A 25,800-nucleotide genomic window follows, 5' to 3' on the forward strand; every position below is an offset into this window, starting at 1 on the left:
TGAGTGAACTGGGTTTCTGAAATATTTAAGAATGTTACGGTTTCTAAAACACTTACTGGAGCATGTTGTATAACGGGTCTAGCTCTGTTAATCACCCCGACGATATTTCCGAATATCTTAGAACCATTACCTAAAGCATGGGCAACCGTTGTTTTAGGTGTGACAGTGTTTTCTGGTTGCTTACAGGTATTTTGGGGTTTGAGTTACTCCAAAATTGCAATATTAGCCTTGCTTTCAGACAAAGCTCAAAAGGCACGAAGTAAGAACCTTTCTAAGTTGGAATTGAGCCTAATCAATCAGCTAGGTGAGGTTGTAGATGAATGGTGGGACATTCGAAATATAAACTATAGTTCAGCGCCATTTACTAAATTGGAGATTTTAGAGGCATGTCGTGTGCTGGAAGGAAAAGGTTTATTGAAGATCAATAGCTTCCACGAAACCAAGGTTCGTTTGAGCAGTAATGGAAGAATAAAGGCACTGGAATTACAAAAAGAGAGTGCCGTGAGTAATTAGCCTAACAAAGCATTTAAGACGGATTCCCAACGCTCGGAATTTTAGGTTTGCTTTGGGTTTTGTGTTTACGGAACAATACTTTAAATCCAGTGGTCTGCGTTGCTCACCACTTAATGCGGCGTTAGCTGCTTTGAGGTTAATCATTAGTAAGGTGTCGTAATGAGAATTTTGGTAACAGGCTCTGCGGGTAGGGTCGGGCGTGCAATCTATATTAAATTAATGCGAACACATGACGTAGTCGGTATTGATAAAACACCTTGCTCAACAGCCGATTACATTGGTGATATCCGTGATAGCGCTCTGATCGATGGGGTTCTTGAAAATATTGATGTCATCGTTCATACAGCGGCTCTTCACGCTCCTCATGTTGGTTTAGTACCTGATGCAGAGTTTACATCTATCAACGTAGATGCGACTGAGAAATTGGCTTTGGCTGCAGTAAAATCAGGTGTTAAGCACTTTATTTTTACCAGTACAACTGCGTTGTACGGCTATGCCTCGACACCTAAAAGTATTGCGGGTTGGATTGATGAGGAAGTTACCCCTCAGCCTAAGTCGATTTATCATAAAAGTAAAATTGCGGCTGAAACTAAGCTAGAAGAAATTTCAAATCTGTTTCAGCTTCCAGTGACTGTGCTGCAAATGTCGAGATGTTTTCCTGAGCCAGCAGATTTAATGGCTGTATTTCGCCTGACTCGTGGTATTGATGCTCGCGATGTAGCAAATGCTCATTTATGTGCTGTGGAAAAACGCTTAAGCGGTTTTAATCGTTTTATAATTTCAGGTGCAACACCTTTTCATTTTTCTGATTGTGGAGCTCTATATACTGAAGCTGGAGCTGCTATCAAACGTAAGTGCCCAGAAATCGCTCTAGCATTTCAACAAAGAAGTTGGCAATTACCTCAAAGCTTAGATCGCGTATATGATTCGTCGTCCGCACGTGAGAAATTAGGTTGGTCGCCTATACATGGTTTTGAAAGTGTTTTAGAAATGCTAGATACTGAAACCGCTGAAGTATTACCAGTTTTGAAACGCAGCTAACAAAGCGTTTAAGACGGATTCCCAACGCTCGGCATTTTCGGCTTTCTTCATTTTAAGTGTTTATGTCACAATGGTTTAGGCAGGGTGGTTGGCGTTGCTCACCACTTAACGCGGCGTTAGTTTACCAATCAAAAATTGCACCCTAACTCAAAATGCTAGGGTGTGGTAATTATCGTAGATGGTTTTGTGGAAGTTGCGATTGTCCAAGAACTGCAACGACTAAAATAAAGCCGTCTTCCTTGGTAAAGTACGCTGTGTGTTTACCAATCGGGAAATAAAATCCATTTTGATATAAATCGTTGCAGTTTCTGCCTACTGCGGGGTTTTCAGCGAGCATCTGAAATCCAGTAAGAAGTGTATTTTTGTATGTGTTCCACTGCATTTCGGAAAAATTCGTAACTGTATAATTTTTGATTTTGTGCAAATGAGCCTGTGCTAATTTACTTAGTTTATATTGCATACTTTACTTACAACGCGTTTAGGAAATTTTCACCATCAACTACATTGCCTTGGGCTAAGTCTGCTTTTGCAGACTCAAAGCAATGCTTGATGTAATCGGCTTTCATAGTTTCGAGCTCTTCATAGTCTCTAATCGACATCACCACAACGGCATCTTTGTTATTTTTACTTATCTTAACTGGCTCACGTTGAGCGTTGAGAAGCAGCTCTCCGAAATTACGTTTGGCATCATTTGCTGTTAATGTATGCATGGTCAATCTCCAAAGTGGAATTACAGTTAGATTATAGTGTATTGCGCAAAAAGTTCAATTCAATTAAATCATGCGATTTGTGCGAAAGGTAATCTAACAAAGCATTTAAGAGGGATTCTCAACGCTTGGCACTTTTGCTTCTACTTCAAATTTAGTGTTTACGGTACAATGCTTTAGGTTAGGTGGCGGCGTTGTTCACCCCTTAATGCGGCGTTATACGAACTCGAAAAATTTAACATGGAGAGTGAATTGAAAGATTATGAAGTTTATCTGTTCGATATGGACGGAACATTAGTAAATTCAGAGCCTTTAAAGGGCAAAGCGTTAGCATTAGCGTGTTTGGATTATGGCGCACACGTAGACCACAACATTTACAAAGATGTTATGGGTGAAAGTTGGCAGGTTGTAACGGGTCACTTCTTTGAAAATGCAAATATTGCTCCTGACTTAACAGAGTTTAATTGCTACTTTCGAACTCATTACGAACAGATGCTCAATGATGATCTTGAGCTAAATGTTGGGGCTAAGGCTTACATAGAACAGTTAAAACTAGCAGGTAAAAAGTGTGGAGTTGTTAGTTCAGCAGCAACATGGATGGTGGATAATATTTTAGCCTCGTTGCAGCTAGAGAATGCTTTTGACCTTGTTATCACGCAGGAGCACGTAACTAAGCATAAACCTGATCCTGAAGCCTATACTTTAGCTCTTGGTAAATTATCGGCTTCACCTGAGCAAACCATTGTGTTTGAAGATTCCACAGCGGGCATTCGTGCTGGTAAATCTAGTGGCTGTGACGTCATTGCTGTTAAGCATGACTTTAATGGTAAAAATGATCTAAGCGGTGCATTTAAAGCAATCAGCACATATGAGGAAATGTTCGTATAACAAACAATTTAAGAGTGACTCCTAACGCTTGCCGATTTTACTCCGATTTGAATTTTGTGTTTACGGTGCAATGGTTTAGCTTGGGTGTTATAGCGTTGTCGCACCTTAATTGGGCGTTAGAAGCTTCGATAAAACTTTGAATTATAGTAACTATTTATCTTATCTCGCTTAGTTCTAAATTTCGTTTCAATCATAGTATAATTGTTCGCATTAAGATGATTATGTGAAAGTTCAAATGAGAAAAATTTATGTAACTGAAGGGGATTCATCCTCTAAAAAAGACAAATTGGCTTATCCTAAACTGGTTTTGTGTGAAAAGTGTGTAGGCAAGTACATTGTTATCAGCGAAGGCAAGCGAACTTATGATGCTTGCGTCAAATGTGGTTCTAGTGAATAAGTAATTACGTCTTTCGAACCCAAAATTCTAGGTTCTACATAACGGTTAAGAACGCTTCTAACAAACAATTTAAGAGTGACTCCTAACGCTTGCCGATTTCACTTCGATTTGAAATTTGTGTTTACGGTGCAATGGTTTAGTTTGGGTGTTATAGCGTTGTCGCACCTTAATTGGGCGTTATGCGCTCGAAGATAAATATTAGATCTATTCCCTAGAACTTATTCGTTAACTAATTGATAATGTGACGATATATTTCGATTAAAAGGTATGGGTATGGAATCGAAAGCAGAGCTGTTGGCTTTAATTTCTCAAGAATATAGTGATTATTGCGAAATCCCAGCAAGTGAAGTGCAGCACAAACGTGAAAAGAAGTTATTTATTAATGGTCTTATGACAGCATCGAGAGTCATAGGGGTTGGTTTTGAAGAACTTAATGAAATTGTTGGGGCTAATACCGAGTCCAAGTTTGAAAGTTTGGACGACAAGCTCGCTATTCCTACTTACATTCGAAATAACATTGAACTAGAGCGGTAGCAAGCTAATCAACAACGCGCATAACAAAGCGTTTAAGACGGATTCCCAACGCTTGGCATTTTCGGCTTGCTTCATTTTAAGTGTTTATGTCTCAATGGTTTAGGTAGGGTGGTTAGCGTTGCTCACCACTTAACGCGGCGTTATGTTGCTTTATAAACTTGTGAGGACCTGATAAATGGAGTGGTTTATTGCTGTAGTTAGTGCACTAATTGGCGCTGTAGTAGGCGCTCTTGCTAGCTATCTATTTACCGATAAAAACAATAAACAAAGAACACAAAGATTAGAATCAGCGTTTTACAACGAGTTTGAGTATCTATCAGGCACGCTAGAGAATTGGTTTCCAACCTTAGTAGGAGAATACCAAGAGCCATTGAGGGAGCAATATTCTGGCTTGCCATTTTTGGATCTTTCGTTAATTGATGCACTTGTAATCGAACTGGCGAGCACCGACAAACTCGTAACTCCTACACAAAGGAAGCTAATAGTTCGCCTACGTCCAGTAATTAGAAGTCTTGTTAAAAACAACGAAAAACGCGACGAATATGTAGATTCGTGGATGTTGAATAGTCACACCATGGATAATTCTGAAGAACGAAACTCTTCGAAAAAGATAAGTTATTACACAGGGCTTCTCCTAGTTGATGTAATTCAGGCAATCTTCCATCTTAAAAAATTAAGCACCGAAAAAGAGCGTTTCACCTTTTCAAAAAGTACAACTTGTGAGGATTTGGCTAAAGCATGTTGTTCCTCTAGCGGTATTCCTTATGATGAAACAGTGTGGAAACCTATGCTTTTTAGGTTGGGATGTAAGTGAAAAATCAACATAACAAACAATTTAAGAGTGACTCCCAACGCTTGCCGATTTTACTCCGGTTTGAAATTTGTGTTTACGGCTCAATGGTTTAGTGTGGTGTTATAGCGTTGTCGCACCTTAATTGGGCGTTAGTTCATATATTGAAATTTTTAATTTTTTTGGTGTGATAAATAGAAATGGAAAAGCAGTTAGCAATAATAAAAGAAGAGCTTCGGAAGGAAATCATAGCTGAACATCAAAGTAGTTTAGCTGATGCAAGAGAAAAATTTCAGTTGGCGCTAGATGATAGAAAAGATTTCCTTGAACCAGAAGGTGATTTTGATTTATACGAAACACCAATCCCGAAATGTATGAAAATTATTAAAACAGGAATTCAATTTTTAATTGGCTTTTTTCTTATCGTGACATTGGCAAGCAAAGGTTTGCTAGAAGTAGCGGAAACATTCAATTTATTAGATAATTTGCACTTTGCGGATAATGGTCTGTTTACTTCAAATGAACTCTATAAGCATATATTAGGCATTAAATCTTTTGTTTATATAGGTAATGCATTAGCAATCTCAGCAGGTATAGAGTTGAGTTACATGTTGTTTACGGATGGTCCTGATGAGACGATTGAACCACTAATGTTAGCCATTGCAGCGGCAGCTTTTTATACTATATCTGAATCACCTGAAAATAGTTGGGCAATGCTTGGATATGCGATTAGTCTTCTAGTTTTAATGGTATGTTTGAAGCTATATAAGCGTTGGAAGTTATAAACTAACAAAGCATTTAAGAGTGATTCGCAACGCTTGGCAGTTTCGCTTCGCTCAAGTATAGCCAAGCGCCGCTCACACCTTAATGCGGCGTTAGCAATCAATGGAGAAATTGAATTGAGTGATTATCAATCAAATTTGGAAAGTCAGTTGAACATGCTTGATGAGACTTGGTCATCACTATTAAGAAATGAAGTCACAAGTGAAACAGAAGTAGTTCTAAATTTTAATTATTTATGTCCGAGTAAAACGTCAGCAATTAAACTGAACGACGCTTTGGGAAACTATGAGACACTAATTAGAAGTGAAGGGTTTATTAGTCGTTCGTGGTTTGTTGAAGGGTATTCTCATCCAACATCCGTTACCAAGGAAATTCTCGCCCAATGGCTAGATTTTATGGTTTCACTGGGCTGGGAGTATCAATGTGTTTTTGAAGGTTTTGGTGCTTCGTTTAGTTAAATTGCTAACAAACAATTTAAGCTGACAGCCAACGCGCGGCATTTTCAGTTCCAATAGGTTTGGGTGTAATCGGTGCGTTGCTTTGGGTTCAGGTTTGCGTTGGTCTGCAACTTAATTGGGCGTTATATTGCATAAGATTCAAAGGGTTAAATTATCCGTTTATCTTTGTTCTGCGTCCGAACTACACACCTGTTCTTTTCGTGAAAAATGCCATCAAAATGACCATCGCACGTAGAATGTTTGTCGGTTAATTAGCTGCAACGTCACGCAAGTCTCCTCATTAGTAAGTTTTGCTGGCTCAAGTTCATTTTGCGCGGCTTCTTTTTCGTGGGGACTTCATTGAAAGTTGTGGCTTCAGCGCACTTTGTTGTCAGGTTTCTCGCTCGAATTCTTTGTCATTTAGGATAACCGAATGACTCCAATTTCAGCTCATTTCGCTTCTTAATCTAGTGCGTTTTGATGTCTATGATTGAGTTTCGAACTATCCGTTTTACTTCTGAGTTCAAAGTCAGTAGATTTGTAACCAATTCAGCACCTTGGCGCTAAACTTGGCTCTGTCGTGCGGGCAATATAACAAACAATTTAAGAGTGACTCCTAACGCTTGACGATTTCACTCCGATTTGTAATTTGTGTTTACGGTGCAATGGTTTAGCTTGGGTGTTATAGCGTTGTCGCACCTTAATTGGGCGTTAGTTTACCAATCAAAAATTGCACCCTAACTCAAAATGCTAGGGTGTGGTAATTATCGTAGATGGTTTTGTGGAAGTTGCGATTGTCCAAGAACTGCAACGACTAAAATAAAGCCGTCTTCCTTGGTAAAGTACGCTGTGTGTTTACCAATCGGGAAATAAAATCCATTTTGATATAAATCGTTGCAGTTTCTGCCTACTGCGGGGTTTTCAGCGAGCATCTGAAATCCAGTAAGAAGTGTATTTTTGTATGTGTTCCACTGCATTTCGGAAAAATTCGTAACTGTATAATTTTTGATTTTGTGCAAATGAGCCTGTGCTAATTTACTTAGTTTATATTGCATACTTTTACTTACAACGCGTTTAGGAAATTTTCACCATCAACTACATTGCCTTGGGCTAAGTCTGCTTTTGCAGACTCAAAGCAATGCTTGATGTAATCGGCTTTCATAGTTTCGAGCTCTTCATAGTCTCTAATCGACATCACCACAACGGCATCTTTGTTATTTTTACTTATCTTAACTGGCTCACGTTGAGCGTTGAGAAGCAGCTCTCCGAAATTACGTTTGGCATCATTTGCTGTTAATGTATGCATGGTCAATCTCCAAAGTGGAATTACAGTTAGATTATAGTGTATTGCGCAAAAAGTTCAATTCAATTAAATCATGCGATTTGTGCGAAAGGTAATCTAACAAAGCATTTCAGAGGGATTCTCAACGCTTGGCACTTTTGCTTCTACTTCAAATTTAGTGTTTACGGTACAATGCTTTAGGTTAGGTGGCGGCGTTGTTCACCCCTTAATGCGGCGTTATATTACATAAGATTCAAAGAGTTAAATTATCCGTTTATCTTTGTTCTGCGTTCGAACTACACTCCTGTTCGTCTCGTGAAAATTGCCATCAAAATGACCATCGCACGTAGAATGTTTATCGGTTAATTAGCTGCAACGTCACGCAAGTCTCCTCGTTAGTAAGTTTCGCTGGCTCAAGTTCATTTTTCGTGGCTTCTTTTTCGTGGGGCTTCATTGAAAGTTGTGGCTTCAGTTCACTTTGTTGTCAGGTTTCTCGTTAGAATTCTTTGTCATTCTGGCTAATCGAATGGCTCTAATTTCAGCTCATTTCGCTTCTTAGCCAAGTGCGTTTTATTGTCTATGGTTGAGTTTTGAACTATCCGTTTTACATCTGAGTTCAAAGCCAGTAGATTTGTAGTCAATTCAGCACCTTGTCGCTAAACTTGGCTCTGTCGTGCGGGCAATATAACAAAGCATTTAAGAGGGATTCTCAACGCTTGGAACTTTTGTTTCTACTTCAAATTTAGTGTTTACGGTACAATACTTTAGGTCGGGTGGAGGCGTTGTTCACCCCTTAATGCGGCGTTATGAAGCATGGAGGCTTTAAGTATGATTGATCAAGTTGGAAATACAAAAATTAAGCTAAAACATAGAGCTACGTGTCACTGCGGTTCGGTAGTTCTTGAATTAACATTACCAAATGGGATCGAAAATCCTAGAAGGTGCGATTGCTCAATTTGCCGAAGAAAAGGCGCAATTGTTGGTTCCGTCGATTTGAGTGGTATTAGAATCGTTGAAGGACAAGAATTTCTGAAGTTTTATCAATTTAACACGAATACAGCGAAACATTACTTCTGTTCAAATTGTGGTATTTATACTCATCACCAACGTCGCTCAAATCCATTTGATTTAGGTGATGTAGTTACAAACGACGGGGTTAATCATCCAGCCGATAGAACTGCTTCATAACAAACAATTTAAGAGTGACTCCTAACGCTTGGCGGCTTCACTCCGGTTTGAATTTTGTGTTTACGGTGCAATGGTTTAGCTTGGGTGTTATAGCGTTGTCGCACCTTAATTGGGCGTTATACGAACTCGAAAAATTTAACATGGAGAGTGAATTGAAAGATTATGAAGTTTATCTGTTCGATATGGACGGAACATTAGTAAATTCAGAGCCTTTAAAGGGCAAAGCGTTAGCATTAGCGTGTTTGGATTATGGCGCACACGTAGACCACAACATTTACAAAGATGTTATGGGTGAAAGTTGGCAGGTTGTAACGGGTCACTTCTTTGAAAATGCAAATATTGCTCCTGACTTAACAGAGTTTAATTGCTACTTTCGAACTCATTACGAACAGATGCTCAATGATGATCTTGAGCTAAATGTTGGGGCTAAGGCTTACATAGAACAGTTAAAACTAGCAGGTAAAAAGTGTGGAGTTGTTAGTTCAGCAGCAACATGGATGGTGGATAATATTTTAGCCTCGTTGCAGCTAGAGAATGCTTTTGACCTTGTTATCACGCAGGAGCACGTAACTAAGCATAAACCTGATCCTGAAGCCTATACTTTAGCTCTTGGTAAATTATCGGCTTCACCTGAGCAAACCATTGTGTTTGAAGATTCCACAGCGGGCATTCGTGCTGGTAAATCTAGTGGCTGTGACGTCATTGCTGTTAAGCATGACTTTAATGGTAAAAATGATCTAAGCGGTGCATTTAAAGCAATCAGCACATATGAGGAAATGTTCGTATAACAAACAATTTAAGAGTGACTCCTAACGCTTGCCGATTTTACTCCGATTTGAATTTTGTGTTTACGGTGCAATGGTTTAGCTTGGGTGTTATAGCGTTGTCGCACCTTAATTGGGCGTTAGGCTAATAGTGTAAATAAGAGGTATTGAGTGAACTGGGTTTCTGAAATATTTAAGAATGTTACGGTTTCTAAAACACTTACTGGAGCATGTTGTATAACGGGTCTAGCTCTGTTAATCACCCCGACGATATTTCCGAATATCTTAGAACCATTACCTAAAGCATGGGCAACCGTTGTTTTAGGTGTGACAGTGTTTTCTGGTTGCTTACAGGTATTTTGGGGTTTGAGTTACTCCAAAATTGCAATATTAGCCTTGCTTTCAGACAAAGCTCAAAAGGCACGAAGTAAGAACCTTTCTAAGTTGGAATTGAGCCTAATCAATCAGCTAGGTGAGGTTGTAGATGAATGGTGGGACATTCGAAATATAAACTATAGTTCAGCGCCATTTACTAAATTGGAGATTTTAGAGGCATGTCGTGTGCTGGAAGGAAAAGGTTTATTGAAGATCAATAGCTTCCACGAAACCAAGGTTCGTTTGAGCAGTAATGGAAGAATAAAGGCACTGGAATTACAAAAAGAGAGTGCCGTGAGTAATTAGCCTAACAAAGCATTTAAGACGGATTCCCAACGCTCGGAATTTTAGGTTTGCTTTGGGTTTTGTGTTTACGGAACAATACTTTAAATCCAGTGGTCTGCGTTGCTCACCACTTAATGCGGCGTTATGAAGCAAGGAGGCTTTAAGTATGATTGATCAAGTTGGAAATACAAAAATTAAGCTAAAACATAGAGCTACGTGCCACTGCGGTTCGGTAGTTCTTGAGTTAACATTACCAAATGGGATCGAAAACCCTAGAAGGTGCGATTGCTCAATTTGTCGAAGAAAAGGCGCAATTGTTGGTTCCGTCGATTTGAGTGGTATTAGAATCATTGAAGGACAAGAATTTCTGAAGTTGTATCAATTTAACACGAATACAGCGAAACATTACTTCTGTTCAAATTGTGGTATTTATACGCATCATCAACGTCGCTCAATTCCCACAGAATACGGTTTTAATATTGGCTGTCTTGAGGGTGTAAATCCATTTGATTTAGGTGATGTGGTTACAAACGACGGGGTTAATCATCCAGCCGATAGAACTGCTTCATAACAAACAATTTAAGAGTGACTCCCAACGCGTGGCGGTTTCACTCCGGTTTGAATTTTGTGGTTACGGCGCAATGGTTTAGTTTGGGTGTTATAGCGTTGTCGCATCTTAATTGGGCGTTATACGTTTAAAGAGGCTGTATGTATCTTCATCTATTGATTAAATTCGGTAAGTCGTCCTACCTACCTAAATTCCGTAGCCATGGACAGTTTCGTATGGGGTCATTCAAGTCATACCGTGCATCAGAAAATGGTGAAATTGGAGACCTGAATGAAGGAGCTCACAGAGTGGGGCGACATCATGATGTCACTATTTCCAAATTAAACCCTGATACAAATGATTATGAACAAATAGCTTACTCAAATGATGTGGTTAGCCGACACTTCAACGAAATATATGAAGGGTCGCGGATTTTTTGTATGTACTACGCAATAGTTGAAGTTCAAGGTGCTATCCAACTTTCAGACGTCATCGATGTTAATTTATTAAATGACTTTGAATATGATCATGTAGTTATCATTCATGACCTGAAAACCTTCTATGAACGGTTGGATTCCTATTTCGATAAAACAGGAATTGCTTATCGTCGAGGGACCGTTGAGTATATTGATTTCTCTAATGGAATTGATTTCTTAACCCCCTTTAAAAAAGATATTGTTTACTCACACCAACAAGAGTTCCGTCTCTGTATTCAGGGTATTAGTGGTGACAAAGCTCATGACGTTGAAATAGGGAGTTTAAGTGATATAAGTTTTGAATGTAATGTAAAAGAAATTCAACAACTTAAAATTAGATGTCAATAAACGTATAACAAAGCGTTTAAGACGGATTCCCAACGCTTAGCATTTTTGGCTTTCTTCAGTTTAAGTGATTATGTCACAATGGTTTAGGTAAGGTGGTAGCGTTGCTCACCACTTAACGCGGCGTTAGCCGTCATGGAGCTTGCTATACGTAAAGTGATAGAATAGTATCACTATAGTATTCCTTTGGAGTTGCTCTCATGAAAGTAGAATTAGTCACATCACTCAAGCGTCAAGCAACTAAGATCCTAGCCGATCTACACGACACTAAAGAACCAGTATTAATTACCGAGCACGGTAAACCATCTGCATATTTGATCGATGTTGATGATTACGAGTTTATGCAAAACCGTTTGTCAATTCTTGAGGGTATTGCGCGAGGCGAACGCGCACTAGCTGATGGCAAAGTGGTTAATCACGAAGCAGCCAAGGACAAAATGTCAAAATGGCTGAAATAATCTGGACTGAGCCAGCGTTATCCGACCTCAATGATATCGCTGAATATATCGCACTTGAAAATGTCGTTTCAGCAAAGCAATTGGTTCAAACGATTTTCTCTAAAGTTGAGCGTCTAGAGAGTTTTCCGGAATCAGGGCGTATTCCACCTGAATTAGAACATTTAAGTTACCGTGAGGTTGTTGTTAATCCATGTCGTGTATTCTATAAACAAGACGCAGACAAAGTATTTATTCTGTTTGTTATGCGTGCCGAAAGAGATTTGCGTAAGTTCCTGTTGAGTAAACAATAACCTTTGAGAATGAGCGGCTAACAAACGCTTTAAGACGGATTCGCAACGCGTGGCATTTTTACCATGCGTTGATTTAAATGATTAAGGTGGTGTGCGGAAACATCGGTATTGCGTTGCTCACCACTTAAGCGGGCGTTATATTGCATAAGATTCAAAGGGTTAAATTATCCGTTTATCTTTGTTCTGCGTCCGAACTACACACCTGTTCTTTTCGTGAAAAATGCCATCAAAATGACCATCGCACGTAGAAAGTTTGTCGGCTAATTAGCTGCAACGTCACGCAAGTCTCCTCGTTAGTAAGTTTTGTTGGCTCAAGTTCATTTTGCGCGGTTTCTTTTTGGTGGGAACTTCATTGAAAATCGTGGCTTCAGCGCACTTTGTTGTCAGGTTTCTCGCTCGAATTCTTTGTCATTCTGGCTAACAGAACCATTCAAATTTTGCCTAGTTTCGTTTCTTAGCCAAGTGCGTTTTGTTGTCTATGGTTGAGTTTCGAACTATCCATTTTACTTCTGAGTTCAAAGCCAGTAGATTTGTAATCAATTCAGTACCTTGGCGCTAAATTGGGCTTTGTCGTGCGGGCAATATAACAAAGCATTTAAGAGGGATTCTCAACGCTTGGCATTTTTGTATCTACTTCAAATTTAGTGTTTACGGTACAATACTTTAGGTCGGGTGGAGGCGTTGTTCACCCCTTAATGCGGCGTTATATTGCATAAGATTCAAAGGGTTAAATTATCCGTTTATCTTTGTCCTACGTTTAAGCTACACACCTGTTCGTTTCGTGAAAAATGCCATCAAAATGACCATCGCACGTAGAAAGTGTGGCGGTTAATTAGCTGCAACGTCACGCAAGTCTCCTCGTTAGTAAGTTTTGTTGGCTCAAGTTCATTTTGCGCGGCTTCATTTTGGTGGGGGTTTTATTGAAAATTGTGGCTTCAGCGCACTTTGCTGTCAGGTTTCTCGTTCGAATTCTTTGTCATTCTGGCTAATCGAATGGCTCTAATTTTAGCTCATTTCGCTTCTTAGCCAAGTGCGTTTTATTGTCTATGGTTGAGTTTTGAGCTATCCATTTTACTTCTGAGTTCACAGCCAGTAGATTTGTAACCAATTCAGCACCTTGGCGCTAAACTTGGCTCTGTCGTGCGGGCATTATAACAAAGCATTTAAGAGGGATTCTCAACGCTTGGCATTTTTGTATCTACTTCAAATTTAGTGTTTACGGTACAATACTTTAGGTCGGGTGGGGGCGTTGTTCACCCCTTAATGCGGCGTTATATTGCATAAGATTCAAAGGGTTAAAATATCCGTTTATCTTTTTTCTGCGTTCGAGCTACACACCTGTTTGTTTCGCGAAAGTTGCCATCAAAATGACCATCGCACGTAGAATGTTTGTCGGTTAATTAGCTGCAACGTCACGCAAGTCTCCTCGTTAGTAAGTTTCGCTGGCTCAAGTTCATTTTTCGCGGCTTCTTTTTCGTGGATGCTAACTTGAAAATCGTGGTTTCAGTGCACTTTGCCGTCAAGTTTCTCGCTCGAATCCTTTGTCATTTTTGCGAATCGCATTACTCAAATTTGCCTAATTTCGTTTCTTAGCCAAGTACGTTCCGTTGTCTATGATTGAGTTTCGAACTATCCATTTTACTTCTGAGTTCAAAGCCAGTAGATTTGTAACCAATTCAGCACCTTGGCGCTAAACTTGGCTCTGTCGTGCGGGCAATATAACAAAGCGTTTAAGACGGACTCCCAACGCTTGGCGGCTTTAGTTCAAAGATATGCATCAGTGTTTATGGTATGATGTCTTGAGTGCAGTGGTAGCGTTGCTCGCCACTTAACGCGGCGTTATATTGCATAAGATTCAAAGAGTTAAATTATTCGTTTATCTTTGTTCTGCGTTCGAGCTACACACCTGTTCGTCTCGTGAAAGTTGCCATCAAAATAGCCATCGCACGTAGAAAGTTTGGCTGTTAATTAGCTGCAACGTCACGCAAGTCTCCTCGTTAGTAAGTTTGCTGGCTAATGTTCATTTTGCGCGGCTTCTCTTTCGTGGGGACTTCATTGAAAGTTGTGGCTTCAGCGCACTTTGTCGTCAGATTTCTCGCTCGAATTCTTTGTCATTCTGGTTAATCGAATAACTCCAATTTCAATTTATTTCGCTTCTTAGCCAAGTGCGTTTTGTTATCTATGATTGAGTTTCGAACTATCCGTTTTACTTCTGAGTCCAAAGCCAGTAGATTTGTAACCAATTCAGTACCTTGGCGCTAAACTTGGCTCTGTCTTGCGGGCAATATAACAAACAATTTAAGAGTGACTCCCAACGCGTGGTGAGTTTACTCCGGTTTGAAATTTGTGTTTACGGTGCAATGGTTTAGTTTGGGTGCTATAGCGTTGTCGCACCTTAATTGGGCGTTATATGCAATTGCCTAAATCAACCTAGGAATAGCTCGAAGGTCGGCTTGAACTCATCAGCTTATCGAGGTTTTTCTGAGCTTTCTTAGGGTTTTCTAAGTCAGTGATTTCAATCATTTCACATTCGTCTCGAACCATTTCGTTGATGTAGCTAGGGTAGTGGCGACAATCTTCTGGTCGGTCGAAGTAAATACTGCATGTATATTTATCTTTCTCTTCTGGCTTTGACTTCGGGACTAACTCCAAAAATGGACAATGGTTTAATTGTTCTCTGGTTTCTGGATCAAACCAGATTTTCCCATCTTTCACATATTCAAAGATATCTGGATTAAACAGCTCCCACAGGTCTATTTCTTCCTGCGTGGCTGCTAAATCACCATCGCCATATTTGATGCAGCATTTCCCACATTGGTTGCAGTCTTTCATGGTGTTTACTTTGAATTAGGAGGTTATTGATTGAGTCTATCATCAATAGTGAAATTGGCTCTGCATTTGGGATGGGAGTTTGCATATAACAAAGCGTTTAAGACGGATTCACAACGCTTGGCGGCTTCAGTTTAAAGATATGCATCAGTGTTTATGGCATAATGTCTTGAGTGCAGTGGTAGCGCTGTTCACCACTTAACGCGGCGTTATGTAACCCGAGTTGAATAAAGGGAAGCGCATGTAAAACTAGTGCTTCCCTCTGGCTTATTTACCGTTAAACTATTTAGTAATCGTAGTCAACACGTGCAGTATGAACTGCCGGGTTTGATTGTGCATTATCTAATGTATTTCTAACATTTTGATAAGTCTTCGTTCCGTTTGCTACTTCAAACATATGTGTTGCTCGTTCGATAGACATGCGAGATGCTTGAAGGTATGAATGCCCTCGAGACATTAGCAAACGAGTGGTTTCTTCAACAACTGCTTGCAAGCCGTGCTTGTTTACAGCCATCAAGAAATGGTACAACTCGTTTCGAGCGTTGTGTGCTACTCGGTTAGCTTGGATGCTATCGCAAACAAACTCAGCAGCATCAATTAGTGATGACATAAGTACCTCCTTATTTAGGTTACAGACATCAAAAAGACTTTAACAGAATGTATGTCTGAAAAGTAGTTTTAACCGTCATGTGGTCACATAACAAACAATTTAAGTGGGATTCCCAACGCTTGGTATTTTTGGTTCTACTTCACTTAAGTGTTTATGGCAGAATGCTTTAGGTTTGGGTGGTAGCGTTGCTCACCCCTTAATTGGGCGTTATATTGCATAAGATTCAAAGGGTTAAATTATCCGTTTATCTTTGTTCTACGTTCGAGCTACACACCTGTTCGTTCCGTGAAAAATGCCATCAAAATGGCCATCGCACGTAGAATGTTTGTCGGTTAATTAGCTGCAACGTCACGCAAGTCTCCTCATTAGTAAGTTTTGCTGGCTCAAGTTCATTTTGCGCGGCTTCTTTTTCGTGGGGACTTCATTGAAAGTTGTGGCTTCAGCGCACTTTGTTGTCAGGTTTCTCGCTCGAATTCTTTGTCACTTTGGCTAATCGAACTTCTCTAATCTCAACTCATTTCGTTTCTTAGCCAAGTGCGTTTTATTGTCTATGATTGAACTCAGAACTATCCATTTTACTTCTGAGTTCAAAGCCAGTAGATTTGTAGCCAATTCAGCACCTTGGCGCTAAACTTGGCTCTGTCGTGCGGGCAATATAACAAAGCGTTTAAGACGGACTCCCAACGCTTGGCGGCTTTAGTTCAAAGATATGCACCAGTGTTTATGGCATAATGTCTTGAGTGCAGTGGTAGCGTTGCTCGCCACTTAACGCGGCGTTATGTTTTACTAGTATTTCAATGGCTTAAATGCCTTTGAGTCGTTCTTTGCCCTTTTGGCTATTCGTTGCGAGTAGACTCAGAAAATCACTATTGTCTGTCCCCATTCTTGATTTACTTAACCCGTAAAACATGCCAAAGTTCGTGGGTTGCTTCATTCAGGTTTCAGGGTGGTTTAGTCGTCTTGTTTCTCTGGCTCAAAGTCGCTTTGGGCTTATTTCCCAATCAGCCGATAACCTTGGCAGTTGCCTCGGCAATTAACCATTGTTCTGCGCTGCTTTTGCTAAGAAAGGGCGTTTGTTGAGGCTTGATCGAGTTGCCTCATTGTCAGGGAAGTGGGCTTACGTGTTTCTGGCTTGGCGCATCTGGCGGTCAAGTGAGTCCGAGCTTGTGATTTGATTCAGAAATCTAGGTCTGCATTGCAGTTCTTTGCCAAATAAATCAACCGTTTGTGTTAAAACATAACAAAGCGTTTAAGACGGATTCCCAACGCATGGCGTTTTCGGCTTTCTTCATTTTAAGTGTTTATGTCACAATGGTTTAGGTACGGTGGTTAGCGTTGCTCACCACTTAACGCGGCGTTATATTGCATAAGATTCAAAGGGTTAAATTATCCGTTTATCTTTGTTCTGCGTCCGAACTACACACCTGTTCTTTTCGTGAAAAATGCCATCAAAATGGCCATCGCACGTAGAATGTTTGTCGGTTAATTAGCTGCAACGTCACGCAAGTCTCCTCGTTAGTAAGTTTTGCTGGCTCAAGTTAATTTTGCGCGGCTTCTTTTCGTGGGTACTTCATTGAGAATTGTGGCTTCAGCGCACTTTGTTGTCAGGTTTCTCGCTCGAATTCTTTGTCATTCTGGCTAATCGAATGGCTCTAATTTCAGATCATTTCGCTTCTTAGCCAAGTGCGTTTTATTGTCTATGATTGAGTTTCGAACTATCCGTTTTACATCTGAGTTTAAAGCCAGTAAATTTTTAACCAATTCAGCACCTTGGCGCTAAACTTGGCTCTGTCGTGCGGGCAATATAACAAAGCATTTAAGAGGGATTCTCAACGCTTGGCATTTTTGCATCTACTTCAAATTTAGTGTTTACGGTACAATGCTTTAGGTTGGGTGGAGGCGTTGTTCACCCCTTAATGCGGCGTTATATTGCATAAAATTCAAAGGGTTAAATTATCCGTTTATCTTTGTTCTGCGTCCGAGCTACACACCTGTTCTTTTCGTGAAAAATGCCATCAAAATGATCATCGCACGTAGAAAGTGTGTCGGTTAATTAGCTGCAACGTCACGCAAGTCTCCTCGTTAGTAAGTTTTGCTGGCTTTAGTCCATTTTGCGCGGCTTCTTTATCGTGGGAACTTCATTGAAAGTTGTGGCTTCAGCGTACTTTGTTGTCAGGTTTCTCGCTCGAATTCTTTGTCATTCTGGCGAATCGAATGACTCAAATTTGCCTAATTTCGCTTCTTAGCCAAGTGCGTGTTATTGTCTATGGTTGAGTTTCGAGCTATCCGTTTTACTTCTGAGTTCAAAGCAAGTAGATTTGTAGTCAATTCAGCACCTTGGCGCTAAACTTGGCTCTGTCGTGCGGGCAATATAACAAAGCATTTAAGAGGGATTCTCAACGCTTGGCATTTTTGCATCTACTTCAAATTTAGTGTTTACGGTACAATGCTTTAGGTGGGGTGGAGGCGTTGTTCACCCCTTAATGCGGCGTTATAAGGTTTCAAAGGTATGAATGAAGAAGAACAATATGTTGAGTGTTGTACTCACGGAAAGCAGCAGGCTACGTATGTATGTCAGCATGTCGTAGAAAGCCTTCGCGACGGAAAGCCGAGGGGATTCTGGTCGGCAGAACCTGAGCCTGGGAATGAACGACCAGATTCATGGTGCAGTGCTTGCGAAGACAAAGTAAATAGCGATGGTGGTGAGTGGAATGATGAATCTGAAGCCTTTGCTGGCGTAACACTACTTTGCGGTGCTTGCTATGACCGCGCAAAAGAAATGAACGTCAAAAATTAGTTACGTTGCCAGGACCATATAACAAAGCATTTAAGAGGGATTCTCAACGCTCGGCATTTTTGCATCTACTTCAAATTTAGTGTTTACGGTACAATGCTTTAGGTTGGGTGGAGGCGTTGTTCACCCCTTAATGCGGCGTTATATTGCATAAGATTCAAAGGGTTAAATTCTCCGTTTATCTTTGTTCTGCGTCCGAGCTACACACCTGTTCGTTTCGTGAAAGTTGCCATCAAAATGACCATCGCACGTAGAAAGTTTGTCGGCTAATTAAGTGCAACGTCACGCAAGTCTCCTCGTTAATAAGTTTTGCTGGCTCAAGTTCATTTTGCGCGGCTTCTTTTTCGTGGAAACTTCATTGTAAGTTGTGGCTTCAGCGCGCTTTGCTGTCAGGTTTCTCGCTCGACTTCTTTGTCATTCTGGCTAATCGAATAACTCCAATTTCAACTTATTTTGCTTCTTAGCCAAGTGCGTTTTGTTGTTTATGACAGAGTTTCGAGCTATCCATTTTACATCTGAGTTCAAAGCCAGTAGATTTGTAGTTAATTCAGCACCTTGGCGCTAAACTTGGCTCTGTCGTGCGGGCAATATAACAAACAATTTAAGAGTGACTCCCAACGCGTGGCGAGTTTACTCCGATTTGAATTTAGTGTTTACGGTGCAATGGTTTAGCTTGGGTGTTACAGCGTTGTCGCACCTTAATTGGGCGTTATATTGCATAAGATTCAAAGGGTTAAATTATTCGTTTATCTTTGTTCTGCGTCCGAGTTACACACCTGTTCGTCTCGTGAAATTTGCCATCAAAATGACCATCGCACGTAGAAAGTGTGGCGGTTAATTAGCTGCAACGTCACGCAAGTCTCCTCGTTAGTAAGTTTTACTGGCTCAAGTTCATTTTGCGCGGCTTCTTTTTTGTGAGGACTTCATTTAAAGTTGTGGCTTCAGTGCACTTTGCTGTCAGGTTTCTCGCTCAAATTCTTTGTCATTCTGGCTAACTGAACTATTCAAATTTTGCCTCATTTCGTTTCTTAGCCAAGTGCGTTTTGTTGTCTATGATTGAGTTTCGAACTATCCATTTTACATCTGAGTTCAGAACCAGTAGATTTGTAACCAATTCAGCACCTTGGCGCTAAACTTGGCTCTGTCATGCGGGCAATATAACAAAGCATTTAAGAGGGATTCTCAACGCTTGGCATTTTTGCATCTACTTCAAATTTAGTGTTTACGGTACAATGCTTTAGGTTGGGTGGAGGCGTTGTTCACCCCTTAATGCGGCGTTATGTGTATGCGGAGGTTTGGGAAATTATGAGAATTGATTTGGATTATTTAAAAAGCTTTTTGGACTCAGTATTAGCCCATGATAGCCCTGACTTTATGTTGAACTTACCTAAGTTTAAGCACTTACATGATAATGAAGACGTTCTTAAGACATTAGTTTTTCATCTGGCAATATTAGAGGATCAAGGTTTATTAGAGAGCGTAGGTCAAAATCAAGGGTTAGGCTTTAATCGTTTTGGTTCCACTTACAAGATTAGTTTCCGACCACTTCGACTAACAGCTCAAGGTCATCAGTTTGCAGCAGATCTTGTTAAACCGGGTGTTTTTGAGAAGGTCAAAACATCTTTTAAGGACTCCGGTCCTGCCGAAACTGTCAAAGTAGTATTTGCATTGGGTAAACAAATTGCGGATAAGAAGTTGTCCGAGTTAATCGAATGAAAATACACATAACAAAGCGTTTAAGACGGATTCCCAACGCTCGGCATTTTCGGTTTGATTCAGTTTTAGTGTTTACGGCACAATGGTTTAGGTAGGGTGGTATGCGTTGCTCACCACTTAACGCGGCGTTATGTGCCCAGAAAATTGCCACCCTTTTGAGGTGGCAGGCATTATCTAGATGCTGTCTAGAGTTTGTACTTGTAATCGGTATTTAGAGCTCAACTTGAATTCTTGTATGGTTTCTAAATCGGTTTCAAAAGAAATAGAATACCTTTCGATTAGTTGCTTTGGTTGCCCCGTGTTTTCACATTCGAGTGATTTGTCAGGTTTAGAATAATCACTATAATCGACAGAACTTATGGCAATGTTCACGTTCCCTTTTGTAAGGTCTATTTCGCTACTATATCCAGTGTCGTAAGATTCTGACTTTGCGATACTTTTTGTTTTTCCGTTAGATTTGTGACACTCCCTAACTAGTGTACCTTTCTCCCTGATGCTACTATGGGCTTGAAAGCCAATTGCCGAACCTGCACCAGTTTGGTAAACAACTTGGTTGTCATCGTTGACTATTTTGATTAAGTAATCTTGTGGTTCTTTAGCGTAAACGCTACTTGCTGTCAGTAGTGCTGCAACAAATAATATTTTTTTCATACTGCCTCGCCTTGATTTGAGCTGTGTTTATAAACAGTGGTTATTTATACATAAAAATCCATCAAATGCAACTTGTTGATATGAGCACATAACAAAGCGTTTAAGACAGATTCCCAACGCTCGGTATTTTCAGTTCAAGTCAGTTTTGGTGTTTACGGTGCAATGGTTTAGGTTGGGTGGCAGGCGTTGCTCACTACTTAACGCGGCGTTAGTTTTTTGAGGATATATGAATAATTGGGTGATGTTTGAAAGTCTAGAGATTAAGCGAGGAGGTTATTACGTAAAATATGACCCTTTAGTAATAGGTAATGCTGAGAGTAAGCCCTTTGTTTCTGTTCGTATTATAGACGATCTTACGATTTCTGAATGTAAGGAAATCGTTGAAATGGAATATCGCTATTGGTTTAAAAGATTCCCAGTACCACTGCAAGTTAACCTTCGTTATGAAAAGTCTCGTGAACATTATTGTGAGCAATTGGTTGGGTGTTCCTATGTGTGTGGCGAGGAACTTCACAAATTTCGCTGGGGTGGGTTTATTCAGAGTGAATTGGATAAAGCTATGCCGACAGAAACTGAGCTTAAACGGATATATAAAGGGTTAGCATTTACCACTTCGTCTGAAGCTCAAATGAAAATTAACGCAGATTTACGATCTAGGAAGTTATTGAAGTATTGGGCAGTTACAACTTTGGTGGTTTTTCCGGCGATAATTTCGTTTCTTGGTTGGTCAACTCCAGTATTTGCTGCGATATCGCTAATTTACGCATGGTACAAATGTGCAGATAAATGGTTAGCAATTAATGGTCAAAAAATCAAATCTGAAGCCGAGGTTGCCAAGGAAGAGGAGCAAAGACTAATGGAGCATCATCACTACCATTGTGTCCGAAATCCGGAAGCTTTCGATAAACTCAAACATGAGAACTTTAGAATAAACCAAGCTAAGAAGCGTGACGATAAATTAGAGTTAATGGAGTCGTCGTTTTTAGAACAAAACTAACAAAGCGTTTAAGACGGATTCCCAACGCTTGGCACTTTCGGCTTTCTTCAGGTTAAGTGTTTATGTCACAATGGTTTAGGTAAGGTGGCCTGCGTTGCTCACCACTTAACGCGGCGTTAGTTTTTTGAGGATATATGAATAATTGGGTGATGTTTGAAAGTCTAGAGATTAAGCGAGGAGGTTATTACGTAAAATATGACCCTTTAGTAATAGGTAATGCTGAGAGTAAGCCCTTTGTTTCTGTTCGTATTATAGACGATCTTACGATTTCTGAATGTAAGGAAATCGTTGAAATGGAATATCGCTATTGGTTGGGGGTTCCTATGTGTGTGGCGAGGAACTTCACAAATTTCGCTGGGGTGGGTTTATTCAGAGTGAATTGGATAAAGCTATGCCGACAGAAACTGAGCTTAAACGGATATATAAAGGGTTAGCATTTACCACTTCGTCTGAAGCTCAAATGAAAATTAACGCAGATTTACGATCTAGGAAGTTATTGAAGTATTGGGCAGTTACAACTTTGGTGGTTTTTCCGGCGATAATTTCGTTTCTTGGTTGGTCAACTCCAGTATTTGCTGCGATATCGCTAATTTACGCATGGTACAAATGTGCAGATAAATGGTTAGCAATTAATGGTCAAAAAATCAAATCTGAAGCAGAGGTTGCCAAGGAAGAGGAGCAAAGACTAATGGAGCATCATCACTACCATTGTGTCCGAAATCCGGAAGCTTTCGATAAACTCAAACATGAGAACTTTAGAATAAACCAAGCTAGGAAGCGTGACGATAAATTAGAGTTAATGGAGTCGTCGTTTTTAGAACAAAACTAACAAAGCGTTTAAGACGGATTCCCAACGCTTGGCACTTTCGGCTTTCTTCAGGTTAAGTGTTTATGTCACAATGGTTTAGGTAAGGTGGCCTGCGTTGCTCACCACTTAACGCGGCGTTATGCGTCACTCCAACTTGAGAAGGTAGTACAAGTGGAAAGTAGAGTTATAAAATCAGTTCGGTATCTTGCCTTGGGTATTCTTACCTATCCGTTTCTTTACATGATACTCAATTTTATTATCCCGATTCTAATGGCGACTTTGGGCGAAGGTAGTAACTCGTTGATTGAAATTCTTGAGTATTTTACCTGGTTTATAATGCCTTTTTTTTCGGTGTTCTATTTGTTAGCTTTCCACCATTTTTCTTCAGTTTTAGGTAAATGGCATCAACGAGTTGGGTATACTTTGGTTCTAACCGCTGTGCTAATCGAAATAGCAATACCGTGGATGGATTCAGGTCTGGTGCTTAAGACGGCATCTTTTCTATGTCAGCTTTTCGAGATAGGTATTTTAGTTAGTTGTATGCTCGTTTTTAGCAGTAAGTTAGGGTTAGATTCTGAGCTTGGAAAAAACGCATAACAAACAATTTAAGAGTGACTCCTAACGCTTGTCGATTTCACTCCGGTTTGAATTTTGTGTTTACGGTGCAGTGGTTTAGTTTGGTGTTATAGCGTTGTCGCACCTTAATTGGGCGTTATGCTACTTATCCAGTTTGTCGACAAGAGCTGTTAAACTGGGAGCTGAGTTTAATATTACCCTAAGCTGTCATAAAAGCTTTGGGTGGCGGAGAAAGTATGAAATACGACAATGTAAAGTTAGGTTTTATCGCTGCTGCGATGATGAATATCGGTGGTGTACTGATTTTCTCTCGTGCGTTTACTAATTCTGTTATCAATGAATTTGACCCTGTAGTTATGTCTAACTTTGGTTTGCTGATGATTGTTGTATGGGGCTTAGCTTACCTAGGTGCAGCTTCGATTACATCTGGAGTCAAATGGTTAGCGGGCGCATTTGCTATCGAGAAACTCGTGTATGTGGTTGCTTGGTTACTTTGGTTTAATGAGAACAGTCTTGGTAGTGTCTATGAACAAGACTTATTTGCAGGTATTTTCTACAGCATCTACGGGTTAAATGACTTTGTCTTTATGTTGTTCTTCGCTTGGGTCTTTCTTACTCAAGGTAAACCCTCGAAATCAGTAGCATAACAAAGCATTTAAGAGTGATTCGCAACGCTTGGCAGTTTCGCTTCGCTCAAGTATAGCCAAGCGCCGCTCACACCTTAATGCGGCGTTATGCTCTAGGAGGAAATTTGGCAGTAGTATCCGTGAAAAATTCTGAACATTATCAATGGGGTGAGCAGTGCGATGGTTGGCACCTAGTTAAGTCTCAGAACCTCAGTGTAATTCAAGAACGAGTTCCTCCTGGTTGCTCTGAGGTTCGTCACCTCCACAAGAAGTCAGAACAGTTTTTCTTTGTTATATCTGGTTGTGCGACATTAGAAGTAAACGGGGAAATTTTTGAATTACTCGAAAATCAAGGTTTTCATGTGGCAAGTGATACTCCACACCAACTGAGTAATCGAGGTCAAACAGACCTGTATTTCGTTGTTACATCTACTCCACCAAGTCATGGGGATCGTGTTGAAGTACGAGCATAACAATGCGTTTAAGACGGATTCCCAACGCTTGGCACTTTCCGCTTACTTTGAGTTAAGTGATTATGTCACAATGGTTTAGGTAGAGTGGTAGCGTTGCTCACCACTTAACGCGGCGTTAGCAAGCACGAATAAGCTCATCGCCAATAGTAGTCGATCAGTAAAAACTATATGATGTCATCATAGTTACTATCGTCATACTTTCTAAATCCCGCATATTTCGCATTGCTGCCTTGATCAGACAGCCCTAAAGCTATACATACTTTCTTGTAAATATCGGCAGGGAATCCACCGTGAAAATCCCATTCATGATTGTTTTCTTTTAACTTAACTACACCTGATATATTAGAGTACTTCATCCTCAACTGAGGGTTTCTGACGATAAAACTAGACAGCTCTTTACTAGTTAAAAAACCATACTGTTTCATTTCTTCAATAAGAAGTGTTAATTCGTTTTCTTTAATTGAAACCTCATCATTCTCTTTAGTAGGAGTATCGTCAGTCTCGATACTTTTTGGTATTTCAGAAGCTAAATATTTTTCGATATCGGCTTGAGAAAACTTAGTAAATGCCAACGTTTGAAATGAGGTACCATCTGCTGGAACAACTTTTTTCCAGCCACTTATCCAATACATCACTCCATCAATATTCACGTAACCTCTGGTATCTGGGTGTGAGTCCGATTGCTTTTCTTTTAGCTCTGCAAGTATGCCCGTTTGTACTTTAGGAGGATTGTATTTATTCATAGTGACTCTTGGGTAATAGTAAGTCTACCAATCGTATCATCGCTAATTGCCTTTTTATATAAATGGCATGATGTTTTGTTTGTTGGGTGTTAAGTGCTGTGCTAACAAAGCGTTTAAGACGGATTCCCAACGCTTGGCGGTTTCAGTTTAAAGATATGCATCAGTGTTTATGGCATAATGTCTTGAGTCTTGTGGTAGCGTTGCTCACCACTTAACGCGGCGTTATGAAAATCGCATAAAATAGGGAATGTCATGTTTGAACCAATTGAAATTGATATGGATGAATTGCAGTTAGCTATTTCTCTTCCTGATCTGGATTCTGTGCCAAATGGTACCTTCATTCCACTTGAAGATATTTTGGGCTCTTCATTGCAGGTTTCCAATTTTGATGCGCTTTTTGTTTCTGGCCTGTGCCCAGAGCAAAGTGAAAAATTAGTTCAAGTGTGTGCAGGTAAAGGACTTGAGTTGGTTAATTTTGAAAACCCCTCAAACGACTTAGCTGCAATCCATGATGTTGTTCAGAACTTAACTGGTAAGCTTTTCTCAGATGAAATGCCGAATAATATCGATATTGCTGACATTAGAAACCTCAATCAATCTTCTGATTTCCTATTTGCTTTTAATCGTAAAAGTTCAGCTCTTGATTTTATGGCAGCTCAGGAGTTTGGAGTGATAGTTGGTGGTGTTTATCTTGCTCATGCAGGGACAGAGCTAGACGAGTATGAAGCTGTAAATAAAGAGCTCACTAACCACATTTCTGAATATGGTTTTCTTTGTTCCAGTTTTTACGGTCTAGGACGTTCTGAGTGTACAATCTTGCTTGGTGTTAAGGGGTAGGCGCACGTGGTGAGAAATTTTCATAACAAAGCGTTTAAGA

The 25,800-nt window shown here is 40.1% G+C and carries 30 protein-coding genes; 22 read left to right on the forward strand and 8 right to left on the reverse strand.

Features of this window, described 5'->3' with window-relative positions:
- Positions 1-3 precede the first annotated feature (3 nt).
- Complete coding sequence (locus tag OCV39_RS05665; protein WP_261889221.1) at positions 4-513, forward strand: hypothetical protein; 510 nt, start codon at positions 4-6, stop codon at positions 511-513.
- A gap of 159 nt (positions 514-672) precedes the next feature.
- Positions 673-1,554 (forward strand): NAD-dependent epimerase/dehydratase family protein, encoded by an 882-nt coding sequence (locus OCV39_RS05670; protein ID WP_261889222.1) that lies wholly within the window; start codon positions 673-675, stop codon positions 1,552-1,554.
- Between the two features lie 169 nt (positions 1,555-1,723).
- On the opposite strand, the gene OCV39_RS05675 is transcribed toward OCV39_RS05670, so the two are convergent.
- Complete coding sequence (locus tag OCV39_RS05675; RefSeq protein WP_261889223.1) at positions 1,724-2,014, reverse strand: type II toxin-antitoxin system RelE/ParE family toxin; 291 nt, start codon at positions 2,012-2,014, stop codon at positions 1,724-1,726.
- Between the two features lie 7 nt (positions 2,015-2,021).
- Positions 2,022-2,264 carry a type II toxin-antitoxin system Phd/YefM family antitoxin gene (locus OCV39_RS05680; RefSeq protein WP_261889224.1) on the reverse strand — a complete coding sequence of 81 codons (243 nt, stop codon included), beginning with the start codon at positions 2,262-2,264 and terminating at the stop codon, positions 2,022-2,024.
- A gap of 237 nt (positions 2,265-2,501) precedes the next feature.
- On the opposite strand from OCV39_RS05680, the gene OCV39_RS05685 reads away from it, so the two are divergent.
- From OCV39_RS05685 to OCV39_RS05705, 5 genes are all read left to right on the forward strand, one after another.
- Positions 2,502-3,149: an HAD family hydrolase gene (locus OCV39_RS05685; protein WP_261889225.1), complete on the forward strand. Its 648-nt coding sequence runs from the start codon at positions 2,502-2,504 to the stop codon at positions 3,147-3,149.
- A gap of 670 nt (positions 3,150-3,819) precedes the next feature.
- Positions 3,820-4,080, forward strand: coding sequence for a hypothetical protein (locus OCV39_RS05690; RefSeq protein ID WP_171757638.1), 261 nt, complete (start codon positions 3,820-3,822; stop codon positions 4,078-4,080).
- A 175-nt stretch (positions 4,081-4,255) separates the two neighbouring features.
- Complete coding sequence (locus OCV39_RS05695) at positions 4,256-4,894, forward strand: hypothetical protein (protein ID WP_261889226.1); 639 nt, start codon at positions 4,256-4,258, stop codon at positions 4,892-4,894.
- 176 nt (positions 4,895-5,070) lie between these two features.
- On the forward strand, positions 5,071-5,655 hold the full coding sequence (locus OCV39_RS05700; protein ID WP_017082416.1) for a hypothetical protein: 585 nt from the start codon (positions 5,071-5,073) through the stop codon (positions 5,653-5,655).
- Positions 5,656-5,769: 114 nt separating this feature from the next.
- The gene (locus OCV39_RS05705; protein ID WP_261889227.1) at positions 5,770-6,111 is read left to right on the forward strand and encodes a hypothetical protein; all 342 of its coding nucleotides are present in this window, start codon (positions 5,770-5,772) and stop codon (positions 6,109-6,111) included.
- A 743-nt stretch (positions 6,112-6,854) separates the two neighbouring features.
- Here OCV39_RS05705 and OCV39_RS05710 read toward each other — a convergent pair.
- Entirely contained in the window at positions 6,855-7,145 is a 291-nt protein-coding gene (locus OCV39_RS05710; RefSeq protein WP_261889223.1) for a type II toxin-antitoxin system RelE/ParE family toxin, read from the reverse strand.
- A gap of 8 nt (positions 7,146-7,153) precedes the next feature.
- Positions 7,154-7,396: a type II toxin-antitoxin system Phd/YefM family antitoxin gene (locus OCV39_RS05715; protein ID WP_261889224.1), complete on the reverse strand. Its 243-nt coding sequence runs from the start codon at positions 7,394-7,396 to the stop codon at positions 7,154-7,156.
- A gap of 804 nt (positions 7,397-8,200) precedes the next feature.
- On the opposite strand from OCV39_RS05715, the gene OCV39_RS05720 reads away from it, so the two are divergent.
- From OCV39_RS05720 to OCV39_RS05750, 7 genes are all read left to right on the forward strand, one after another.
- Entirely contained in the window at positions 8,201-8,560 is a 360-nt protein-coding gene (locus OCV39_RS05720; RefSeq protein ID WP_261889228.1) for a GFA family protein, read from the forward strand.
- 140 nt (positions 8,561-8,700) lie between these two features.
- A complete protein-coding gene (locus tag OCV39_RS05725; RefSeq protein ID WP_261889225.1) occupies positions 8,701-9,348 on the forward strand; it encodes an HAD family hydrolase in 648 nt (215 codons plus the stop codon).
- 147 nt (positions 9,349-9,495) lie between these two features.
- Positions 9,496-10,005 carry a hypothetical protein gene (locus OCV39_RS05730; RefSeq protein ID WP_261889221.1) on the forward strand — a complete coding sequence of 170 codons (510 nt, stop codon included), beginning with the start codon at positions 9,496-9,498 and terminating at the stop codon, positions 10,003-10,005.
- A gap of 145 nt (positions 10,006-10,150) precedes the next feature.
- On the forward strand, positions 10,151-10,555 hold the full coding sequence (locus OCV39_RS05735; protein ID WP_261889229.1) for a GFA family protein: 405 nt from the start codon (positions 10,151-10,153) through the stop codon (positions 10,553-10,555).
- Positions 10,556-10,692: 137 nt separating this feature from the next.
- Positions 10,693-11,355: a hypothetical protein gene (locus tag OCV39_RS05740; protein WP_261889230.1), complete on the forward strand. Its 663-nt coding sequence runs from the start codon at positions 10,693-10,695 to the stop codon at positions 11,353-11,355.
- A 197-nt stretch (positions 11,356-11,552) separates the two neighbouring features.
- A complete protein-coding gene (locus OCV39_RS05745) occupies positions 11,553-11,810 on the forward strand; it encodes a type II toxin-antitoxin system Phd/YefM family antitoxin (RefSeq protein ID WP_261889231.1) in 258 nt (85 codons plus the stop codon).
- Positions 11,798-12,100, forward strand: coding sequence for a type II toxin-antitoxin system RelE/ParE family toxin (locus tag OCV39_RS05750; RefSeq protein ID WP_261889232.1), 303 nt, complete (start codon positions 11,798-11,800; stop codon positions 12,098-12,100). Before OCV39_RS05745 ends, OCV39_RS05750 begins: the two co-directional genes overlap by 13 nt.
- Positions 12,101-14,530: 2,430 nt before the next feature.
- On the opposite strand, the gene OCV39_RS05755 is transcribed toward OCV39_RS05750, so the two are convergent.
- Positions 14,531-14,932 (reverse strand): YkgJ family cysteine cluster protein, encoded by a 402-nt coding sequence (locus OCV39_RS05755; protein ID WP_261889233.1) that lies wholly within the window; start codon positions 14,930-14,932, stop codon positions 14,531-14,533.
- Between the two features lie 283 nt (positions 14,933-15,215).
- The gene (locus tag OCV39_RS05760; RefSeq protein WP_261889234.1) at positions 15,216-15,539 is read right to left on the reverse strand and encodes a hypothetical protein; all 324 of its coding nucleotides are present in this window, start codon (positions 15,537-15,539) and stop codon (positions 15,216-15,218) included.
- Positions 15,540-18,048: 2,509 nt separating this feature from the next.
- On the opposite strand from OCV39_RS05760, the gene OCV39_RS05765 reads away from it, so the two are divergent.
- Positions 18,049-18,336: a hypothetical protein gene (locus OCV39_RS05765; RefSeq protein WP_017052330.1), complete on the forward strand. Its 288-nt coding sequence runs from the start codon at positions 18,049-18,051 to the stop codon at positions 18,334-18,336.
- 1,302 nt (positions 18,337-19,638) lie between these two features.
- Positions 19,639-20,049, forward strand: coding sequence for a DUF2513 domain-containing protein (locus OCV39_RS05770; RefSeq protein ID WP_261889235.1), 411 nt, complete (start codon positions 19,639-19,641; stop codon positions 20,047-20,049).
- Positions 20,050-20,223: 174 nt separating this feature from the next.
- Here the strand turns inward: OCV39_RS05770 and OCV39_RS05775 are convergent, their stop codons facing one another.
- The gene (locus OCV39_RS05775; RefSeq protein WP_261889236.1) at positions 20,224-20,700 is read right to left on the reverse strand and encodes a hypothetical protein; all 477 of its coding nucleotides are present in this window, start codon (positions 20,698-20,700) and stop codon (positions 20,224-20,226) included.
- 226 nt (positions 20,701-20,926) lie between these two features.
- Between OCV39_RS05775 and OCV39_RS05780 the strand changes: the two genes are divergently transcribed.
- From OCV39_RS05780 to OCV39_RS05800, 5 genes are all read left to right on the forward strand, one after another.
- Positions 20,927-21,697 (forward strand): hypothetical protein, encoded by a 771-nt coding sequence (locus tag OCV39_RS05780; protein ID WP_261889237.1) that lies wholly within the window; start codon positions 20,927-20,929, stop codon positions 21,695-21,697.
- 391 nt (positions 21,698-22,088) lie between these two features.
- On the forward strand, positions 22,089-22,526 hold the full coding sequence (locus OCV39_RS05785) for a hypothetical protein (protein WP_261889238.1): 438 nt from the start codon (positions 22,089-22,091) through the stop codon (positions 22,524-22,526).
- Positions 22,527-22,676: 150 nt separating this feature from the next.
- Positions 22,677-23,102: a hypothetical protein gene (locus OCV39_RS05790; RefSeq protein ID WP_261889239.1), complete on the forward strand. Its 426-nt coding sequence runs from the start codon at positions 22,677-22,679 to the stop codon at positions 23,100-23,102.
- A 215-nt stretch (positions 23,103-23,317) separates the two neighbouring features.
- Entirely contained in the window at positions 23,318-23,728 is a 411-nt protein-coding gene (locus tag OCV39_RS05795) for a hypothetical protein (RefSeq protein ID WP_113796089.1), read from the forward strand.
- A gap of 104 nt (positions 23,729-23,832) precedes the next feature.
- On the forward strand, positions 23,833-24,180 hold the full coding sequence (locus tag OCV39_RS05800; RefSeq protein WP_261889240.1) for a cupin domain-containing protein: 348 nt from the start codon (positions 23,833-23,835) through the stop codon (positions 24,178-24,180).
- A gap of 164 nt (positions 24,181-24,344) precedes the next feature.
- Here the strand turns inward: OCV39_RS05800 and OCV39_RS05805 are convergent, their stop codons facing one another.
- Complete coding sequence (locus OCV39_RS05805) at positions 24,345-24,923, reverse strand: hypothetical protein (RefSeq protein WP_261889201.1); 579 nt, start codon at positions 24,921-24,923, stop codon at positions 24,345-24,347.
- Between the two features lie 252 nt (positions 24,924-25,175).
- On the opposite strand from OCV39_RS05805, the gene OCV39_RS05810 reads away from it, so the two are divergent.
- Entirely contained in the window at positions 25,176-25,760 is a 585-nt protein-coding gene (locus OCV39_RS05810; RefSeq protein WP_261889200.1) for a hypothetical protein, read from the forward strand.
- Positions 25,761-25,800: the final 40 nt, after the last annotated feature.

The organism is Vibrio cortegadensis (assembly GCF_024347395.1).
Classification (GTDB): domain Bacteria; phylum Pseudomonadota; class Gammaproteobacteria; order Enterobacterales; family Vibrionaceae; genus Vibrio; species Vibrio cortegadensis.

What these genes read in the sequence shown, in the direction of transcription:
- OCV39_RS05670 (WP_261889222.1), top strand. Translation starts at nt 673, where the DNA reads ATGAGAATTTTGGTAACAGGCTCTGCGGGTAGGGTCGGGCGTGCAATC.
- OCV39_RS05710 (WP_261889223.1), bottom strand. Translation starts at nt 7,145, where the DNA reads ATGCAATATAAACTAAGTAAATTAGCACAGGCTCATTTGCACAAAATC.
- OCV39_RS05785 (WP_261889238.1), top strand. Translation starts at nt 22,089, where the DNA reads ATGCCGACAGAAACTGAGCTTAAACGGATATATAAAGGGTTAGCATTT.
- OCV39_RS05695 (WP_261889226.1), top strand. Translation starts at nt 4,256, where the DNA reads ATGGAGTGGTTTATTGCTGTAGTTAGTGCACTAATTGGCGCTGTAGTA.
- OCV39_RS05755 (WP_261889233.1), bottom strand. Translation starts at nt 14,932, where the DNA reads ATGAAAGACTGCAACCAATGTGGGAAATGCTGCATCAAATATGGCGAT.
- OCV39_RS05760 (WP_261889234.1), bottom strand. Translation starts at nt 15,539, where the DNA reads ATGTCATCACTAATTGATGCTGCTGAGTTTGTTTGCGATAGCATCCAA.
- OCV39_RS05770 (WP_261889235.1), top strand. Translation starts at nt 19,639, where the DNA reads ATGAGAATTGATTTGGATTATTTAAAAAGCTTTTTGGACTCAGTATTA.
- OCV39_RS05725 (WP_261889225.1), top strand. Translation starts at nt 8,701, where the DNA reads ATGGAGAGTGAATTGAAAGATTATGAAGTTTATCTGTTCGATATGGAC.
- OCV39_RS05810 (WP_261889200.1), top strand. Translation starts at nt 25,176, where the DNA reads ATGTTTGAACCAATTGAAATTGATATGGATGAATTGCAGTTAGCTATT.
- OCV39_RS05720 (WP_261889228.1), top strand. Translation starts at nt 8,201, where the DNA reads ATGATTGATCAAGTTGGAAATACAAAAATTAAGCTAAAACATAGAGCT.
- OCV39_RS05805 (WP_261889201.1), bottom strand. Translation starts at nt 24,923, where the DNA reads ATGAATAAATACAATCCTCCTAAAGTACAAACGGGCATACTTGCAGAG.
- OCV39_RS05700 (WP_017082416.1), top strand. Translation starts at nt 5,071, where the DNA reads ATGGAAAAGCAGTTAGCAATAATAAAAGAAGAGCTTCGGAAGGAAATC.
- OCV39_RS05780 (WP_261889237.1), top strand. Translation starts at nt 20,927, where the DNA reads ATGAATAATTGGGTGATGTTTGAAAGTCTAGAGATTAAGCGAGGAGGT.
- OCV39_RS05690 (WP_171757638.1), top strand. Translation starts at nt 3,820, where the DNA reads ATGGAATCGAAAGCAGAGCTGTTGGCTTTAATTTCTCAAGAATATAGT.
- OCV39_RS05745 (WP_261889231.1), top strand. Translation starts at nt 11,553, where the DNA reads ATGAAAGTAGAATTAGTCACATCACTCAAGCGTCAAGCAACTAAGATC.
- OCV39_RS05750 (WP_261889232.1), top strand. Translation starts at nt 11,798, where the DNA reads ATGGCTGAAATAATCTGGACTGAGCCAGCGTTATCCGACCTCAATGAT.
- OCV39_RS05675 (WP_261889223.1), bottom strand. Translation starts at nt 2,014, where the DNA reads ATGCAATATAAACTAAGTAAATTAGCACAGGCTCATTTGCACAAAATC.
- OCV39_RS05715 (WP_261889224.1), bottom strand. Translation starts at nt 7,396, where the DNA reads ATGCATACATTAACAGCAAATGATGCCAAACGTAATTTCGGAGAGCTG.
- OCV39_RS05765 (WP_017052330.1), top strand. Translation starts at nt 18,049, where the DNA reads ATGAATGAAGAAGAACAATATGTTGAGTGTTGTACTCACGGAAAGCAG.
- OCV39_RS05735 (WP_261889229.1), top strand. Translation starts at nt 10,151, where the DNA reads ATGATTGATCAAGTTGGAAATACAAAAATTAAGCTAAAACATAGAGCT.
- OCV39_RS05795 (WP_113796089.1), top strand. Translation starts at nt 23,318, where the DNA reads ATGAAATACGACAATGTAAAGTTAGGTTTTATCGCTGCTGCGATGATG.
- OCV39_RS05680 (WP_261889224.1), bottom strand. Translation starts at nt 2,264, where the DNA reads ATGCATACATTAACAGCAAATGATGCCAAACGTAATTTCGGAGAGCTG.
- OCV39_RS05685 (WP_261889225.1), top strand. Translation starts at nt 2,502, where the DNA reads ATGGAGAGTGAATTGAAAGATTATGAAGTTTATCTGTTCGATATGGAC.
- OCV39_RS05740 (WP_261889230.1), top strand. Translation starts at nt 10,693, where the DNA reads ATGTATCTTCATCTATTGATTAAATTCGGTAAGTCGTCCTACCTACCT.
- OCV39_RS05775 (WP_261889236.1), bottom strand. Translation starts at nt 20,700, where the DNA reads ATGAAAAAAATATTATTTGTTGCAGCACTACTGACAGCAAGTAGCGTT.